The sequence below is a fragment of the Sporichthya brevicatena genome (genome assembly GCF_039525035.1).
Classification (GTDB): domain Bacteria; phylum Actinomycetota; class Actinomycetes; order Sporichthyales; family Sporichthyaceae; genus Sporichthya; species Sporichthya brevicatena.
The window spans coordinates 54,652-70,560 of record NZ_BAAAHE010000007.1; the positions used below are offsets into that span (position 1 = coordinate 54,652).

Annotated in this window: 17 protein-coding genes; 7 read left to right on the top strand and 10 right to left on the bottom strand. The window is 71.9% G+C overall.

Annotation, left to right across the window (positions count from 1 at the left end; translation table 11 throughout):
• Positions 1-16: 16 nt before the first annotated feature.
• Complete coding sequence (locus ABD401_RS03365; protein WP_344601591.1) at positions 17-757, top strand: hypothetical protein; 741 nt, start codon at positions 17-19, stop codon at positions 755-757.
• Complete coding sequence (locus ABD401_RS03370; RefSeq protein ID WP_344601593.1) at positions 754-1,671, top strand: alpha/beta hydrolase; 918 nt, start codon at positions 754-756, stop codon at positions 1,669-1,671. The genes ABD401_RS03365 and ABD401_RS03370 overlap by 4 nt, the downstream gene beginning before the upstream one ends.
• Before the next feature lie 95 nt (positions 1,672-1,766).
• On the opposite strand, the gene ABD401_RS03375 is transcribed toward ABD401_RS03370, so the two are convergent.
• The 4 genes from ABD401_RS03375 to ABD401_RS03390 form a co-directional block, all read right to left on the bottom strand.
• Complete coding sequence (locus ABD401_RS03375) at positions 1,767-2,735, bottom strand: NADPH:quinone oxidoreductase family protein (protein WP_344601595.1); 969 nt, start codon at positions 2,733-2,735, stop codon at positions 1,767-1,769.
• Positions 2,736-2,774: 39 nt separating this feature from the next.
• Positions 2,775-2,996, bottom strand: a complete 222-nt coding sequence (locus ABD401_RS03380) for a hypothetical protein (RefSeq protein WP_344601597.1) — start codon at positions 2,994-2,996, stop codon at positions 2,775-2,777.
• A 46-nt stretch (positions 2,997-3,042) separates the two neighbouring features.
• The gene (locus ABD401_RS03385; protein ID WP_344601599.1) at positions 3,043-3,237 is read right to left on the bottom strand and encodes a DUF2795 domain-containing protein; all 195 of its coding nucleotides are present in this window, start codon (positions 3,235-3,237) and stop codon (positions 3,043-3,045) included.
• 80 nt (positions 3,238-3,317) lie between these two features.
• Positions 3,318-4,421: a globin domain-containing protein gene (locus ABD401_RS03390; protein WP_344601602.1), complete on the bottom strand. Its 1,104-nt coding sequence runs from the start codon at positions 4,419-4,421 to the stop codon at positions 3,318-3,320.
• Between the two features lie 99 nt (positions 4,422-4,520).
• On the opposite strand from ABD401_RS03390, the gene ABD401_RS03395 reads away from it, so the two are divergent.
• The gene (locus tag ABD401_RS03395; protein ID WP_344601604.1) at positions 4,521-5,156 is read left to right on the top strand and encodes a helix-turn-helix transcriptional regulator; all 636 of its coding nucleotides are present in this window, start codon (positions 4,521-4,523) and stop codon (positions 5,154-5,156) included.
• 3 nt (positions 5,157-5,159) lie between these two features.
• Here ABD401_RS03395 and ABD401_RS03400 read toward each other — a convergent pair whose 3' ends face one another.
• From ABD401_RS03400 to ABD401_RS03415, 4 genes are read right to left on the bottom strand one after another with little or no spacing between them, the layout of a single operon-like run.
• Positions 5,160-5,513 (bottom strand): MmcQ/YjbR family DNA-binding protein, encoded by a 354-nt coding sequence (locus ABD401_RS03400; protein WP_344602301.1) that lies wholly within the window; start codon positions 5,511-5,513, stop codon positions 5,160-5,162.
• Between the two features lie 50 nt (positions 5,514-5,563).
• Positions 5,564-6,277, bottom strand: a complete 714-nt coding sequence (locus ABD401_RS03405; RefSeq protein WP_344601606.1) for a DNA alkylation repair protein — start codon at positions 6,275-6,277, stop codon at positions 5,564-5,566.
• The gene (locus ABD401_RS03410) at positions 6,278-7,441 is read right to left on the bottom strand and encodes a pyridoxal phosphate-dependent aminotransferase (protein WP_344601608.1); all 1,164 of its coding nucleotides are present in this window, start codon (positions 7,439-7,441) and stop codon (positions 6,278-6,280) included.
• On the bottom strand, positions 7,438-8,208 hold the full coding sequence (locus ABD401_RS03415) for a hypothetical protein (protein ID WP_344601610.1): 771 nt from the start codon (positions 8,206-8,208) through the stop codon (positions 7,438-7,440). The genes ABD401_RS03410 and ABD401_RS03415 overlap by 4 nt, the downstream gene beginning before the upstream one ends.
• Positions 8,209-8,282: 74 nt before the next feature.
• On the opposite strand from ABD401_RS03415, the gene ABD401_RS03420 reads away from it, so the two are divergent.
• From ABD401_RS03420 to ABD401_RS03430, 3 genes are all read left to right on the top strand, one after another.
• A complete protein-coding gene (locus ABD401_RS03420) occupies positions 8,283-8,918 on the top strand; it encodes a TetR/AcrR family transcriptional regulator (protein WP_344601612.1) in 636 nt (211 codons plus the stop codon).
• Between the two features lie 158 nt (positions 8,919-9,076).
• Positions 9,077-10,525, top strand: a complete 1,449-nt coding sequence (locus ABD401_RS03425; protein WP_344601614.1) for a GAF domain-containing protein — start codon at positions 9,077-9,079, stop codon at positions 10,523-10,525.
• A 10-nt stretch (positions 10,526-10,535) separates the two neighbouring features.
• A complete protein-coding gene (locus tag ABD401_RS03430; protein ID WP_344601616.1) occupies positions 10,536-10,748 on the top strand; it encodes a hypervirulence associated TUDOR domain-containing protein in 213 nt (70 codons plus the stop codon).
• Positions 10,749-10,784: 36 nt separating this feature from the next.
• On the opposite strand, the gene ABD401_RS03435 is transcribed toward ABD401_RS03430, so the two are convergent.
• Positions 10,785-14,477 (bottom strand): SpoIIE family protein phosphatase, encoded by a 3,693-nt coding sequence (locus ABD401_RS03435; protein WP_344601618.1) that lies wholly within the window; start codon positions 14,475-14,477, stop codon positions 10,785-10,787.
• A gap of 173 nt (positions 14,478-14,650) precedes the next feature.
• Here ABD401_RS03435 and ABD401_RS03440 point away from each other — a divergent pair, with 173 nt between their 5' ends.
• Entirely contained in the window at positions 14,651-15,307 is a 657-nt protein-coding gene (locus ABD401_RS03440; protein WP_344602303.1) for a peroxiredoxin, read from the top strand.
• A 20-nt stretch (positions 15,308-15,327) separates the two neighbouring features.
• On the opposite strand, the gene ABD401_RS03445 is transcribed toward ABD401_RS03440, so the two are convergent.
• Positions 15,328-15,894, bottom strand: a complete 567-nt coding sequence (locus tag ABD401_RS03445; protein ID WP_344601620.1) for a hypothetical protein — start codon at positions 15,892-15,894, stop codon at positions 15,328-15,330.
• Between the last annotated feature and the right edge of the window lie 15 nt (positions 15,895-15,909).

Genomic DNA, 15,909 nt, shown 5'->3' on the forward strand with positions numbered 1-15,909 from the left:
CGGCCAGAGTGGCGGCATGACCGGTTACGTGACGCCGCTCGGCAGCGCGCTGCTGACGCTGATCGACCCCGATCGCGGCCGTGAGGTCGAGTTCAACCGCTGGTACGAGCGCGACCACTTCTACGGGGGCGTGCTGCTCGGGCCGGGTGTTCTCGCCGGCGGGCGGTTCGTGGCCCGGGCGGCCGAGAAGCGCGACCGCGTCGCCGACGAGCCCGACGTCGGCACGCTGCTCAACGCGTACTGGCTCGCCGACGAGGGCTCTGCCTTCTGGCCCTGGTGCGTGGAGCAGATCCCGGTCCTGACCGCGGCCGGCCGGATGACCGCGCCCGGCAGGGTGAAGCGGGTGTGGTGGCTGCCCGCACCGTGGACGGAGACGTCGGCCGTCGCCGGTGTCCCGCCGGCGTTGGCGCTGGACCGCCGGTATCCCGCGGTGATGCTGACGCTCGTCTCCGGTGCCGTTGATGTGTACCGCGCGGTGGCGCGGACGTTGTGCGAGCGGCCCGGCGTCGGTCTCGTCGTCGGGGACGTGCCGCGGGCGGTGAACTTCCGCTCCGGGCCCGCCGAGGCGATGGACGTGGTGCTGGGGCTGTGGTTCCTCGCGTCGGCGGAGGGCTCGTCGGAGTTCGGTGTCGCGCACGACGCGGCGGTGGCCGCTGCCGGTGCGGAGGTCCGGTGGCGCTCGCCCTTCGTCGGTACGGTGCCGGGCACGGACACCCACCTGGACTCGCTGTGGCTGCGGGAGGAGAGCGCGACGTGACCGGTCTGCCCCTGACGTGCACCGTGGAGGTGGGGGAGGGCGTCGAGGCGGCCCTGGCCGAGCTCGCGTCGATCGCCGCCGAGGTGCGGCCCACCGACGTCCCGAGCTGGCGTGTGTTCGCCCGGTTCGCGGACCGGCTCGCCGGTCCGGCGCTGGACCTCGCCGAGGTGCGGAACGTGACGATCCCGCGGCGGCTCGGCGGGATCGGGCTGCGGCTCTACCGCCCGGCGGCGGGGGCGTTGCCGGCGGTGCTGTTCGTCCACGGCGGCTGGTTCTTCTTCGGCGACCTCGAGAGTCACGACACCCTGTGTCGCTCGCTCGCCGCGGCGTCGGGCTGCGCCGTGATCGCCGTGCACTACCGCCGCGGGCCGGAGCACCCGTTCCCCGCGGCGCCGGACGACTGCTTCGAGACGCTGACCTGGATCGCCGAGCACGCCGAGGAACTGGGCATCGACCCAGCGTCCCTCGCGATCGCCGGTGACGGGGCGGGCGGGACGCTCGCGGCGCTGACGGCCCGTCGGGCTCGCGACGAGGGCGGACCGTCCCTCCGCGCGCAGGCGCTGCTGTACCCGGTGCTGACCGAGGCCGTGCCGGACGTGTCCGGGGTGCCGCTGGTGAGCGCCGACCTCGTGCGGTCGGGGTGGTCGATGTACGCCCCGTCCGGCGGTGAGGGGCTGGTGCCGCCGCGGACGGACCTCGCCGGCCTCCCCCCGACGCTCGTCGTCACCGCCGAGCACGACCCGTTCCGCGACGACGCCGAGGCCTACGCCACGGCCCTCGCCGACGCCGCCGTCGAGGTCACCACCACCCGGTACGACGGCATGGTCCACGGCTTCGCCGGCCTCGCCGGTGCCGTCCCCGCCGGCCGCGACGCCCTCGCCGCCGTCGGAACCTTTCTCCGCTCGGCCCTCTGACCCCCCGTTACGTCAGCGAGATCGCGCGTCATAGCGCTCGATCCCGCTGACGTTACGACCGCACGGGGCCGCACCACCTCGACCCGGGCGCCGGGTCAGCGCACCTGGAGCACGATCTTGCCCGTGACCTGGCGCCGGTCGATGGCGAGGAGGCCGTCGAGGGCCTGGTCGAACGGGAGCACGGTGAGGGGCAACGGCTTGATCGTGCCGTTGGCGTAGAGGGGTTCGAGCTCGGCCCACTGCTCGTGGAGGTAGCCAGGGTGGGTCATCCACCATGCGCCCCAGCCGGCGCCGCGGACGTCGATGTTGTTCAGCAGCAGACGGTTGACCTTGACGGTGGGGATCTCGCCGGCGGTGAAGCCGACGACGATCAGGCGCCCACCGGGGCGCAGGGAGCGCAGGCTGTCGGTGAAACGGTCGCCGCCGACGGGGTCGACGACGACGTCGACGCCGGAGCCGGTGAGCTCGCGGACCCGGTTCAGCCAGCCGTCGACGAGCACGACGTCGTCCGCGCCGGCCTCGCGGGCGACGGCGGCCTTCGTCTCGTCGCTGACGACCGCGATGACGCGACCCGCGCCGAGCGCCGGGGCGAGCCGGAGCGCCGAGACGCCGATGCCGCCGGCCGCGCCGTGGACGAGCACGGTCTCGCCGCGGACCAGGCCGGCCCGCTTCGTCAGGACGAAATGGACCGTCAGATCGTTGAAGAGCAACCCGGCCGCCTGCTCCATCGGCACCGAGTCCGGGAGCCGGAAGACCTGCGAGGCCGGGATGCAGGCGACCTCCGCCATGCCGCGGTTGATGCCGAGCGCGACGACGCGATCGCCCGCCGCGAGCCCGCTGTCCGCCGGTGCGGTGCGCACGACGCCGGCGACCTCGCTGCCGAGCGTGAACGGCAGATCCGGCTGGTACTGGTACATCCCGCGGGTCTGGAGCACGTCCGGGAACGCGAACCCGGCGGCGTGCACCTCGATGACGACCTCACCGGGCTCCGGCGTGGGCTCGGCGATGTCGACGATCTCGACCGACTCCGGCCCGTCCAGCTTCGTCACCTGCACGGCACGCATGGGCACCCCGTCCTCTCGGCTCGGACGGATTCTTCCGGCTCAGTGCGTCTGGGTGCTCGAGGGGGCTGCGTCCAGCGGGGCGGTCGGGCCCGTCTGCAGCTCGACGCGGTGCGGGAAGTTCACCTCCACGGTGCGCGGCCCGGTGCCCTGGACCGCGACGGCCGCCATCGCCAGCGCGAAGAAGAACGCGCCGAGCACGATCACCAGGTGATGGACACCCTGCGTGATGGCGACCGCTCGGGGGTGGGGGCGCGCGTGCATGCCGGGGATCTACCCCGGGCGATTCGCGCGATTGTTGTGACGCCCGTCACAGACGCTCGACGGCGTGGAGCACGTCGTCGGCGCTCGCGAAGCGCTCCGCGGGCAGGGCGCGCAGGGTGCGGACGACCTCGATCTCGGCGCCGGCGGTCTGGGCGCACTCGACCAGGCGGTCCTTGCTCGCGGGGAAGTCGGCGGCGTTCAGTGCCTCACGGACCGCCGCGGACGTCGGCCGGGACTGCATGGGGGCGGAGCCTCCTCGTCGTCGCTTACGGCTCTCCGCTCCTCTACCCCGATCGGCGTGCCCTCATGGAGGGGCGTCAGTCACCCGAAGGAGTCGAAGCGGATTCGCGAGAGCGAGACGCCGCTGATCAGCAGGCGGTCGATCGAGTTACGCACCATCGGCGCCGAGCCGGAGATGAAGACGTCGTGATTGCGCCAGTCGCCGTGCCGCAGCGCGACGTCCACGGCGACGCCCTGCTCGCCGGGGAAGTCGGGCTGGTCGGAGATCGCGGGCACGACGTTCAGCCACTCGTACGCCCGAGCGAGGCTGTTGATCGCCGCCAGGTCGTAGAGGTCCTCCACCGTCCGCGCGCCGACGAACAGGTGCACGCGGCGGTACCAGTTCCAGCGACCCATGTCCTCGATGATCGCCTTCATCGGGGCGAGCCCGGTGCCGCCGGCGATGCAGACCAGGTCGCGGTCCGACGTGCGGTCCGCGGTCATCGTCCCCGTCGCGTGGCCGATCCGCACCACGTCGCCCGGTCGTGCCTTGCGCACGAGCGCCGTGCTGACCCAGCCCGCGTCGACCTTGCGGACGTGGAACTCGAGCAGGTTGTCCTTGTTCGGTGCCGTCGCCATCGAGTAGTTGCGCCACACCCGCGGCCACCACGGCGTCTCGACCGAGCAGTACTGCCCGGCCTCGTAGGGGAACGGCTGGTCCGGACGGAGCCGCACGACCGCGATGTCCGCCGCGCGCTCCTCGTGCTCGACGATCTCGGCCAGCCACCAGTCGGGCGTGTCGAGCGCCGCGCGACGGGCGGCCTCGATCATCGTGCGCGCGACCCGCGCGTACGCCTCCACCCACGCGTTCTGCACCTCGGGCGTCCAGGCGTCACCGGCGTAGCGCGCGATCGCGGCGAGCAGCGACCGGCCGAGCGCCTCGTAGTGCGCCGCCTTCACGCCGAACTTGCGGTGGTCGCGACCGAGGCCGGTGAGGAAGCCGTCGAGGAACTCGGGCTGGTCCGATCCCTGCACGATCCGCACGAGGGCGCCGAACAACCGGTCGCGCTGGAGGTCCATGGCGACCGGGAACAACTCACGCAGCTCGGGGGCCTCCATGAACAGCCGCGCGTAGAAGTACGACGCCACGCGGTCGGCCTGGGGCTCCACAACCGCGAAACTGTTCTTGATCAGGTCTTCGGTCATCCCTCACCTGCGACTGGAGCGGGCGTGATTTTCTACGAGGATAATTGGAAAAATTGAGGCTCGGGGGTCTGGTGGAACATTTGCGATCAAGGGAGCACGGTGGTCTCTGACCGACGCGGGGCAGTTCTGTCCGCTTTGCGTGCCTTCGGCCGGGCCGTCGCCGTCGAGGAGATCGCCGCCCAGTTGGACCTGCACCCGAACACGGTGCGCTTCCATCTGCGCCGCCTCGTCGCCGACGGGCTCGCCGAGCAGGCGCCCGATCCCCGCGGCGGCCGCGGCCGCCCCCGCCTGCTGTTCCGCCCGGTGACGCACCGGGACAGCCGCAACTACCTGCTGCTGTCCCGCATGCTCGCGCAGGCGACCGCCGAGTCCGGCGACGTCGCGCTCGCCGAGCGCACCGGTGACGCCTGGGGTCAGGCTCTGCTGGGCGAGACCGGCGCCCGCCCGAGCCGGCGCGCCCGGGGCGACGACGCCACTCGGGTGGCCGGTCACCTCACCGAGATCCTCGACTCGATCGGCTTCGCCCCCGAGGTCGCGGTCGCCGAGGACGGGCTGCACGTCGACCTGCGGCACTGCCCGTTCCTCGAGGTCGCCCGCGAGCAGCCCGGCCTCGTCTGCGGCATGCACCGCGCGCTGATTCAGGGCGTGCTCAACGGCCTCGACTCCGGCCTGCAGGTGACCGAGCTCCGCGCGTTCGTCGAGCCCGGACGGTGCACCGCGAGCATCGCGCGCTGAGACCTACTCCGGGTCGTCCAGGCGGCGCACCAGCGTCTTCGGCGCGACGAGCCGGTAGGACGTCTCGACCATCTCGGCGACCTCGGCCCACTCCGCCGCCGGGAGCGACTCCGCGAGGGTGAGGGCCACCCACCCGCTCCGGCCGAGCCCGTAGCCGGCCGGCTCCGCGTTCTCGCGGGACGCGACGAGGCCGGCCGCCTCCTCCGACGGCAGCTTCACCGTCAGATGCGTGGCGGCCTGGTCGCAGAAGACGAAGTTCTTGCCGCGGACGCGGAACGTCGGGTGGTCACCCCAGGACTCGATGTCGACGCGCTCCGCCTCGGGCAGCGCGAGCGCCACCGCCTCCAGCCGGGCCATGTTGTTCAGCTTCTTCGCCACGGGCCCAGTCTGCCGCCCGGGCGCGAAGTTCACGACCCCCGATGGGCCGCGAGCACCGCCGCGCGCTGATCCTCCGTCAGGTATTTGACCGCCTCACGCATCGTCACGCCGGAGGCGCGGGCCGCGCGGGGGAGCAGCCAGTCGAACACGAGCTCCGGCCGGGTCCGGGCTGCGTCGCGCAGCACCCACCCGATCGCCTTGCGGATGAAGAACTCGCGCTCGTCGAGCATCGCGTCGGCGTAGCGCGCGAACCGCGCGAAGTCCCCACCGCCCCGGCGCAACGGAACCAGGTGCGCGAGCAGCGCCGAGCGCCGCACCCAGAAGTCCTCGTCGCCCGCCCACCGGTCCAGCACGACCCCGGTCTCCGGGTGCGCGTCCGCGATCGGGCCGACGGCGTTGCCCGCGAGGTTGTCCACCAGCGCCCACGTGCCCGAGGTGCGGATCAGGCGCTCGATCAGCGGCAGGTCGGCCGGGCCCAGCGTCTTGACGCGATGAACGAGCAGATCGACCGCGACCGCGCAGCACTCGAACGCCGGCCTCTGCCACAGCGCCTCGACGAGATCGACGAGCGTCGCGTGGTCGAGACGGCCCACGCCCTTCGCGATGCGATGCACGGCCGGCATCCCCGTGCCGTAGTGCTTCCGCGTGCTCTTGAGGTACCGGCGCTCGTGGTCCGCGCGGACCGGGTCACCGACGGCCGCCAGCGCCGCCTCGATCTCGGCAACACTCGCCAACGGGCCCACCTACAACCAGCCCGCCAACCGGTCGAGGGCGGTGCGGACGTCGTCGGGTGTCCCCGCGAACGACAACCGCAGGAAGTGGTGCCCCTCCACGACGTCGAAGTCGATCCCCGGCGCGGTGGCGACGCCGGTCTCGGCGAGCATCCGGTGGCAGAACGCCATCGAGTCGCCGGTGAGGTGCCCGACGTCGGCGTAGACGTAGAACGCACCGTCCGCCGGGGCGAGTCGCTCCAGGCCCAGCTTCGGCAGCCCGTCCAGCAGCAGTGCGCGGTTCTCCGCGTAGCGCGCGACGTTCGCCTCGCACTCGGCGTAGGACTCCTCGGTCAGCGCGGCGACCGCGGCGAGCTGCGAGAGCGCCGGCGCGCAGATCGTGAAGTTGCCGTTCAGCGCGTCGACGGTTCGGCGCAGCCGCTCCGGCACGAGCATCCAGCCGATGCGCCAGCCGGTCATCGAGAAGTACTTCGAGAACGAGTTGAAGACGATGGCCTCGCGGCTCGTCGCCCACGCGCTGCTGTACTCGGGCGCGTCCCCGAACGAGATGCCGTGGTAGATCTCGTCGCTGATCAGCTGGACACCGTTCGCCTCGCACCAACTCGCCAGGGCGGCGAGTTCGGCGGGCAGCAGCATCGTCCCCGTCGGATTCGCGGGTGAGGCGACGACGAGCCCCTTCACCGGTTCGTCGAGCGCCTCGAGCATCGCGACCGTCGGCTGGAAGCGGTCCGCGGGGCCGGTCGGCAGCTCGACCACCTCGCACCCGAGCGCCGTGAGCACGTTGCGGTAGCAGGGGTAGCCGGGTCGTGCGATCGCGACGCGGTCACCCACCTCGAACGCGGCGAGGAACGCGAGCAGGAAGCCACCGCTGGACCCGGTCGTGATGAGCACGTCCTCGGCGGTGACGTCGATCCCGTGCCACCGGCCGTGGTGCTCCGCGATCGCCGTCCGCAGCTCCGGGATGCCCGGCGACACGGTGTAGGTCAGCAGGTCGTTCTCCAGCGCCGCCGCGGCCGCGCGGCGCACCGGAACCGGTGCCGGCGTCATCGGTTGCCCGGCGACGAGATTGACGACGTCCCCGTGCTCGGCCTGGCGACGGCCGGCTGCCGCCCACAGGTCCATGACGTGGAACGGCGGGACGTTCGCCCGCGTCGCGATCTGGAACCGGCTCGTCACCCGGCCACGGTAGCCCGCGGGGCGGTCGGTCGAGTCTCCCGGTTGACGTACCGGATCAGGTAGAACGACAGCGTCATGATCCAGGCGAAGAAGTAGATCATCGGGATCCCGAGGCCGATGATGCCGTTCCACGCGAACGGGCCGGTCTTGAAGAAGATGATGAACCCGGTCGGGACCAGCGCCGCCGACGTGGCGAAGCAGAGGTAGCCCGCCCACCGCGGGAAGACCGGAGTGCTGCGACGGTCGCGCAGGATCGCCCACCCCTGCGCGATCAGCAACAGGTCGAAGATCGGGTACGGCATCACGAAGCAGAACCACGCGATGTCGTAGAGGGACTGCGTGACGTACGGCGGGATGTCGCCCGCGCGGAACGCCATGATTCCGAAGAACATCGGCGACAGCGCGAGGATCGCCGCGCACCCGCCGCCGCACACCAGCTGAACCCACGTCAGCGCGGGATGCGCGCCGTCGGTGTCCCGCAGCTCGAGTGCCACGCCGACGACGAACGTCGCGAACAGACCGAAGCCGAGAATCATGAAGATCACGCCGACGCGGATCGCCGTCTGGTTGCCCGCGATGTCGGCCGCGATCTGCTCGGCCGAGTCGTCGGGGCTGGGGAAGGGGAGCCAGCGCGCGCACCCGAGGAACCCGATCGCGAACAGCACCGTGCACGCGATCCCGCTCCAGGCGAGCGCGAGGCGCGCCCCGCGGTTGAGGTCGGCCGCCGTCGGCGGGGCTGCGGGCGGGGTTGCGGTGTCGAGCGCCATGGCCGGCCTCCGGGGTGAGATCTGAACAGACTGTATGACTCATACGCTATGTTCGGAACGACTACGATGTCCAGATGAAGCGGGCACCGACCGAGAGCGTCCAGGCGGCCGCCGGGCGCCGGCGACGCGAGGCGTCGACGGCCGAGATCCTCGCCGCGACCCGGCGGCTGCTGTCGGCCGGCGACCCGATGGCGTCCCTGACGGTCGAGCGGATCCTCGCCGAGGCCGGCGTCTCCCGGGCGACGTTCTACGCCTGCTTCCCCGACAAGCACGCCGTGGTCGGCCGCCTCGCCCAGGAGTCCCTCGCGTGGCGCGAGGAGGTGTCGAGCGAGGGCCTCGCCGACCCCACGGTGACGCGCGAGCAGCTCGAGACCCTGATGCGCGCGGTCGTCGGGCACTGGCGGGCCAACCGTCCCGTGCTGGCCGCGATCGTCGAGCTCGCCGAGCACGATCCGGCGATGCGCGCGGCCTGGCGGTCCGCCGTCGAGGAGATCGCATCCCAAACTGCAAGCCACCTGAGAGTTCGCTGGACGGACAGTGCTGATGCCCCGTCAGATATCGACGGAGTGGCGACGGCGCTCACCTGGATGTTCGAGCGCTGCGCGCACCAATTGGCGGTCGACGACGCCGGTGCGGAGACGGTTTCGCTCGCTCTCACCGAGATTCTGTGGCGCACCGTGACGTGGCGGGCCCCGCGGCGTGCGCGCTGACGTGGCGCTCCTCACTTCGCTCACGCTGCGTGCAAATTTCGTCGCACAAAGACAGCCATTCGGCGGACACAAAACCCGACGCTTACTCCGGTAACGTCCTCCGCGGTGTGACCGGCCCTGACGCCCCGGGTCGCGACAGCACCACAGGAGGCTTCGGGATGGATACGGCGCAGCCGGTGCTGCGACCGATCGAGGGCCCCGACGCCGCCGCGCGGTGTCGAGCCCTGGTCGCCGAGGAGCTCGTCGGGCTCCCGGAGGACCTCGTCGCCGACGCCCAGCTCGTTCTCACCGAGCTCGTCACCAACGCCCAGCTGCACGGCGAACCGCCGATCCTGGTCGGCATCACCGTCCTCGGGGGCGGCGCCGCGCGCGTCCAGGTCTCGGACGCGGGCCGACGTCGACTCGTCCTGCCGGCTCAGAGCGACGACGCGATGACCGGTCGCGGACTGACCGTCGTCGCCGCGCTGGCCGAGTCGTGGGGGGTGGACCCGGACGAGGACGGCGGCAAGATCGTCTGGGCGGTGTTGCGTCCTGGCTCCGCGAACCGGCCCGAGCCGCCCGAGGTCGACCTCGACGCGTTCCTCGACGCCTGGGAGGACGAGGCCGAGGAGACCTTCACCGTCTCCCTCGGGGCCGTGCCGACCCGCCTGCTGCTGGAGGCCAAGCAGCACATCGACAACGTCGTCCGCGAGCTCACGCTGGCCCGCGGTGAGGCGGCCGCGCCGCTGCCGCCGGACCTCGACGCACTCGTCGACGTCGTCACCTCCGACTTCGCCCACGCGCGGACCGCGCTCAAGGAGCAGGCCGCCGCGGCGGCCGCGTGCGGGACCCGGCACACCGACCTGGTCGTCGCCCTGCCGCTGACGGCGATCGAGGCGGGCGAGCGGTACCTCGCCGCGCTCGAGCAGGTCGATCAGTACGCCCGCAGCGCGCGGATCCTCAACCTCGAGACGCCGGCGGTGCACCAGCTCTTCCGGCGCTGGTACGTGGGTGGACTGATCTCCCAGCTCCGCGCCTACGCGCGCGGGGAGCAGCCCGAGGAGCCGGTGCCGTTCGCGGAGGTGCTCGTCCAGGAGGTCGAGGACCTCTCCGTGCTGCGCGAGGCGGCCGCGCGGCTCGACCTGCTGCAGCGCGTCAACGCCGCCCTCGCCGAGGTGTCTGACGCCGAGGACATGGCGCGGTCCGTCATCGCTGCCGCGGTGCGCGAGCTCGGAGCCCTCGTCGCCCGGGTCTACGTGGGCGAGGGTGACCGGCTGCGTGCCCTCGGTCAGGACGTGGCGCCCGAGGCCGGGTCGCCGGCCTATGACGAGGTCCCGGTCAACGCCGGCATCCCGTCGGCGATCGTCTACCGCACCGGTCGGCCGATCGTCGTGCACTCCCTGGCCGAGCTGGCCGAGCGGTACCCGCCGCTGCGCGGGCTGTTCCCGACCGAGCGTGCGCTGCACGTCGTCCCCCTCCAGGTCGGCGACCGTCGCCTCGGGGTCCTCGGCATGGCCTTCCCGCCCAGCAGCCGTTACGACGCCCCCGCGCAGACCCGGTACGTCCGCGCGCTCGCCGACGTCCTCGCCCAGAGCCTGGTACGCATCCGGACGGCCGAGAGCGGGTAGCTCCCGCTCCATGGCGAAGAAGACGTTCCGCAAGGGCGACAAGGTGACCTGGCAGTCCCACGGCGGCAGCGCCACCGGGGTCGTGCTCCGGAAGATCACCTCCGACACCGAGGCCGCGGGCCGTACCGTCCGCGCGTCCCGGGGCAACCCGCAGTACCTCGTGCGGAGCGAGTCCGGCAGCGGCGAGGCGGTCCACAAGCCGTCGGCGTTGAAGCGTGCCTGACATCCCGTCAGATCAATGGTCGGACGGGTGAGCCGGTCAGCTCCGCCGCAGCGACACGACGCACCACACGCACTTGCCGTTCGGGGTCGGCCGAACGCCCCACCGCTCGGCGAGGTGCGTGACGAGCAGCAGTCCGCGACCGTGCTCGTGCTCCAGGCCCGAGCGCAGACGCCGCGGCAGCACGGTCGCCTCGTCGCTGACCTCGATCATCACCGCGTCGCGAGCCAGCCGCAGCCGCAGGTCGACCTCTCCCTGACCGTGCGTCAGAGCGTTGGCGGTCAGCTCGTTGGTCAACAGCGTGATGTCGTCGATCGTCGAGCCGCCGATGCCCCACTCGGTGAGGGTGCCGATGACGAACTCGCGCACGGCGCCGATCCGGCCGAGATCCGCGGGCACCGGCAGGATCGCGGACCGCAATGCGGAGTCGGTGTGCGGTACGCGGGCGATCAGGATCGCGATGTCGTCGTCCGGGCCGTCCGGCAGCATCCGCTCGACCAGGGCCGGCGGGCCGTGGCTGAGGTCCTCCGGCAGGTCACGCAGCCCGGCGGCGAGGGAATCGACGCCGAGGTCGATGTCGCGGGTCCGGCGCTCCACCAGGCCGTCCGTGTAGAGGACCAGGGTGTCGCCGGCCTGCAGCTCGACGGACTCGCCCGTCAGCGCGATCGGACCGCTGCCCATCGGCGGACCGGCGCCCTCCGACAGCACGCGGACCCGACGGCCCGGCGAGGCGAGCAGCGGCGGCAGGTGCCCCGCGTTCGCGAACGACAGCGTCCGCTCGACCGGGTCGAACACGGCGTAGACGCAGGTGACGATCTGGTCCTCGCCGAGCTCGCGCACCGCGCCGTCGACGAGCTCGAGAATGTCCGCCGGTGGGAGGTCGAGGCGCGCGTAGGCGCGGATCGCCGAGCGGAGCTGGCCCATGACCGCCGCGGCGCGCACCCCGCGGCCCATCACGTCGCCGATGACCAGCGCCGTCCGTCCCGCCCCGAGCTCGATGACGTCGTACCAGTCACCGCCGACCTGGGTGCCCTCCACGCCGGCGCGGTAGAACGCGGCGACCTGGAGGTAGTCGGGGTCGAAGTCCAGACCCGGCAGCAAGCTGGCCTGCAGCTCCTCGGCGATCCGGTGCTCGCGGACCGCGGCCTCGCGCTCCGCGGCGTCCGCCGCGGCCTGCTCGACGGCCTGCGCGTGTTCCTCGACGTCCTGGATCGAGCCCAGCAGCCGCACGGGGATGCCGTCGGCATCGCGCTCCATCTCGCCGTCGACCTTCATCCGCACGGCGGAACCGTCGGCGCGGCGGAACGTCGCCTCGATCGAGATCGGCGCCCCGAACCGGCCCGCGGTGAGGGCATCCACGACCTGCTGCCGGGACTCCGGCAGCAGGTAGGTCTCCGCCGCGGTCCGGACGTCGAGACCGTCGACGTCCTCGTTCCGTACGCCGAGCATGCGAGCGAACTGGGGCGACGTGGTGATCTGATAGGTCTTCAGATCGACCGCCCAGGAGCCGACCCGGGCCAGTCGCTGAGCCTGGTCGAGCAGCGCGCGGCTGTCCTCGAGGGCGGCCCGTTCGCGCGTCGCGCGCTTGAGCTCGAGGTTCGCACGGACGCGAGCGAGCAACTCGCGCGCGGTGAACGGCTTGGTCAGGTAGTCGTCCGCACCGGCCTCGATCCCGTCGGTGACGCCGTCCTCGCCGGCTCGCGCGGAGATCATGATGACCGGCAGATCGGCGGTCGCCGGGTTCGCGCGCAACTGCGTGACCAGACCGAAGCCGTCCAGCTCCGGCATCATCACGTCGGTGAGCACCAGGTCGGGCAGTGCGGTCGCCACGTGCTCCAAGGCGTCCGCGCCGTCGACGGCGAGGTCGACCGTGTAGGTCCCGCCGAGCAGCGACGCGAGATAGGCGCGCATGTCGGCGTTGTCGTCGACCACCAGGATCCGGCCGTGCAAGTCCTCGCCCTCGGCCGGTACCGGGGTCGTCGTCGTGGGGCCGACCCAGCGCGCGGCCTCGTCGAGGAAGCGGCGCACGTCGGTGCGGATCTGCGGGTCGGTGAGCTCGTCCTCCGCCGGTGGCGCCTCGGCCGGTGCGACCGGGATACGCACCGTGAACACGGACCCCACGCCGGGGGCGCTCTCCAGATCGACGGTGCCGCCCAGCAGCTCCACCAGTTCGGTCACCAGGGCGAGACCGATCCCGGAGCCCTCGTGGGAACGCGAGCGCGCGCCCTCGACCCGCGTGAACCGGTCGAAGAGGCGAGCCTGGTCGGCGGGCTCGATCCCGATCCCGGTGTCGCGGACGGAGAGTTCGAGAGCCTGCCCGCCGTCGGAGGCCGGCATGTGCAGGGTGACCGCGATGCCGCCGGTGAAGGTGAACTTCACGGCGTTCGACAGCAGGTTCAGGACGATCTTCGCCCACATGTCCCGGTCCATCGGGACCGGCCGCTCCAGCGGGGCCAGGTCGATGTCGAGGGCCAGGCCCGCCGCGAGCGCGACCGAGTCGAACATCCGCACCAGGTCGGCCGTGTAGGCGGCGATGTCGAGTGGTTCGAGGGTCGGGGTCACGCGCCCGGCCTCGAGCCGGGAGAAGTCGAGGAGTGTGTTCACCAGGCCGAGCAGGCGCTCGGCGTTCCGCAGGGCGACCTCGACGCGGTCGCGATGAGCCGAGGCCAGGGGGTGCACCGTGTCGCCGAGCGCGTCCCCGAGCGGGCCGAGCATGAGCGTCAACGGGGTCCGGAGCTCGTGGCTGATGTTCGTGAAGAACTGGGTCTTCGCGCGGTCGAGCTCGGCCAGCTCCTCCGCGCGGCGGCGCTGCTGCGCGTAGATCGTGCCGACGTTCAGGGCGCCACTGATCTGCCGGGCCACCACGTGCAGGAAACCGCGGTAGTGGTCGTCGAACGGGCGGTGCGGCGTCAGCCCGACGACGAGCCAGCCGTGGGGCGCGGACCCGGCGGTCGTCAGTGGCAGCACCTTCATCCGCGTCGGAGGGTCGGGGGGACCGCCCGGGGCCAGCGTCCCGAACTTCTCGGGCAGGTCCAGGACGACCGGGTCCCGCTCGGGCAGCGGGATCTCCACCGCGGGTTCCTCGGTGAGACCGACCAGGGCGTCGAGGCGCGCCTCGGGCGCTTTCTCGCCGACCGCCGTGTAGAGCGCCGCGAAGGGGAAGTCGAAGCGGTTGCGGTCGAGTGCGCCCGCCACCGCCGTCCGGATCTCGGCGACGTCGAGCAGGCCGGCGGTCGCGGCCCCGAGGTCGCGCAGGGTGGCCATGCGCCGGGTGGCGATGACGCGGGCGGTGTCCTCGCTGACGACGCACAGCATCCCGGCGACGGCGCCCTGGTCGTCGGCGAGCGGGCTGTAGGAGAAGGTGTGGTAGGTCTCCTCGGGATAGCCCGAGCGCTCCAGGTAGAGCAGCAGCCCCTCGTCCCAGGTGGCCTCGCCGGTGGCGATGACGCTCTCGATCCGGGGCCCGATCTCGGGCCAGATCTCCGCCCAGACCTCCCGGGCCGGCCGCCCGAGAGCCCACGGGTACTTCGCGCCGAGCGTGTCGCGCCGGTACGCGTCGTTGCAGAAGAAGGTGAGCTCCGGCCCCCACGCCATCCACATCGAGAAGCGGGATCCGAGCATTGTTCGGACCGCGGTCTGCAGGCTCTGCGGCCACGTCTCCGGGGGGCCGAGCGGGGTCTGCACCCACGGCACGGCCGCAAGATCGCGCTGCAGCCGGGGCACGTCGTTCATCGGCAAGCGATCTCCGGGCCTGAGGCCGGTCGGGTCGACCGGCTCTGGAGTGTCGCCGAGGCGTGACCTCGCTCGCAAGTGCGCCCCCCGCCCGGCACGAAGTCGGGAATCGCTATACGGTTGCTTGACATTGGATAGTGGAAGTCAAGGTCCCCGACCGGATGGAGATGGACATGGGCCTGCGTATCGGTGACACCGCCCCCGACTTCGAGGTCGAGAGCACCCACGGCACCATCAAGTTCCACGAGTGGATCGGCGACTCCTGGGCGGTGCTGTTCTCCCACCCGAAGGACTTCACTCCGGTCTGCACCACCGAACTCGGCTACATGGCGCGCATCAAGCCGGAGTTCGACAAGCGGAACACCAAGATCATCGGCATCTCCGTCGACTCCACCGAGGACCACGAGGGTTGGGCCCGGGACATCGAGGAGACCCAGGGCACCGCGCCGAACTACCCGTTGATCGGCGACAAGGACTACGTCGTCGCCAAGGCCTACGGGATGCTCCCGGCCGAGACCGAGGGTGAGGCCAAGGGCCGCACCGCGGCCGACAACTTCACCGTGCGCAACGTCTTCGTCATCGGCCCGGACAAGAAGATCAAGCTGATCCTCGTGTACCCGATGACCACCGGCCGCAACTTCGACGAGGTCCTGCGGGTCATCGACTCCCTGCAGTTGACCGCGAACCACAAGGTCGCGACCCCGGCGCAGTGGCAGCCCGGTGACGACGTCATCATCGCCGGTTCGGTGAACAACGAGCAGGCGAAGGAGATCTTCGGCACCTGGAAGGAGCCGAAGCCCTACATCCGCATCGTGCCGCAGCCGCAGTAGGCGATCCACGCAACGGACCGTCAGGGACGGAACGTCGCCGCGAGGGCCAAGCTGTCGCGGCGCACGTTCGGTTCTGACGGGGTGTCATCCGGCTCGGCCGGTTGTTCCTCGAGGATCTCCTCGCCGCGCCGCTTGAAGAACGCGAAGCCCGGGATCCCGAGCACCGCGCGGCGCACGTCGTCCATGACGTGCAGCAGTTCGTTGATGTCCGGCCCGACCCGGTCGAGCGTGCCGAGGATCGGGAGGACGTCCTCCCGCAGTGACCGGGTGAGGGTCGGCAGCTCGTCCACGAGCCGAATCGCGGCCTCGACCTCCGCGGCCGAGAGCCCCTTCGCGAACTTCTCCAGCAGGGGCAGGATCCGCTGCAGTTCCGGCTGCACCTGGGCGACCATCCCGGCGGCGTCCTGTGTCACGGCGTGCGCGGAACCGACGGTCGCTGCCGCGTCGGCGGTCGTGGCCGCCGCGGCCGCCACGACGATCCGCGTCTGCGCGAGCAGGTCCTCCGCGTCCTCGACCAGACGGACGACGCGACCGGGCAGCCCCACCGCGATGCGGAGGGCGCGAGCCGGCGTCTCGAGGAGCTGCACGCCTGCCGACTGCCC

Coding starts and splice junctions, on each gene's coding strand:
- ABD401_RS03365 (WP_344601591.1), top strand. CDS start 17: ATGACCGGTTACGTGACGCCGCTCGGCAGCGCGCTGCTGACGCTGATC.
- ABD401_RS03375 (WP_344601595.1), bottom strand. CDS start 2,735: ATGCGTGCCGTGCAGGTGACGAAGCTGGACGGGCCGGAGTCGGTCGAG.
- ABD401_RS03380 (WP_344601597.1), bottom strand. CDS start 2,996: ATGCACGCGCGCCCCCACCCCCGAGCGGTCGCCATCACGCAGGGTGTC.
- ABD401_RS03385 (WP_344601599.1), bottom strand. CDS start 3,237: ATGCAGTCCCGGCCGACGTCCGCGGCGGTCCGTGAGGCACTGAACGCC.
- ABD401_RS03390 (WP_344601602.1), bottom strand. CDS start 4,421: ATGACCGAAGACCTGATCAAGAACAGTTTCGCGGTTGTGGAGCCCCAG.
- ABD401_RS03400 (WP_344602301.1), bottom strand. CDS start 5,513: ATGGCCCGGCTGGAGGCGGTGGCGCTCGCGCTGCCCGAGGCGGAGCGC.
- ABD401_RS03415 (WP_344601610.1), bottom strand. CDS start 8,208: ATGGCGCTCGACACCGCAACCCCGCCCGCAGCCCCGCCGACGGCGGCC.
- ABD401_RS03420 (WP_344601612.1), top strand. CDS start 8,283: ATGAAGCGGGCACCGACCGAGAGCGTCCAGGCGGCCGCCGGGCGCCGG.
- ABD401_RS03425 (WP_344601614.1), top strand. CDS start 9,077: ATGGATACGGCGCAGCCGGTGCTGCGACCGATCGAGGGCCCCGACGCC.
- ABD401_RS03430 (WP_344601616.1), top strand. CDS start 10,536: ATGGCGAAGAAGACGTTCCGCAAGGGCGACAAGGTGACCTGGCAGTCC.
- ABD401_RS03435 (WP_344601618.1), bottom strand. CDS start 14,477: ATGAACGACGTGCCCCGGCTGCAGCGCGATCTTGCGGCCGTGCCGTGG.
- ABD401_RS03440 (WP_344602303.1), top strand. CDS start 14,651: ATGGGCCTGCGTATCGGTGACACCGCCCCCGACTTCGAGGTCGAGAGC.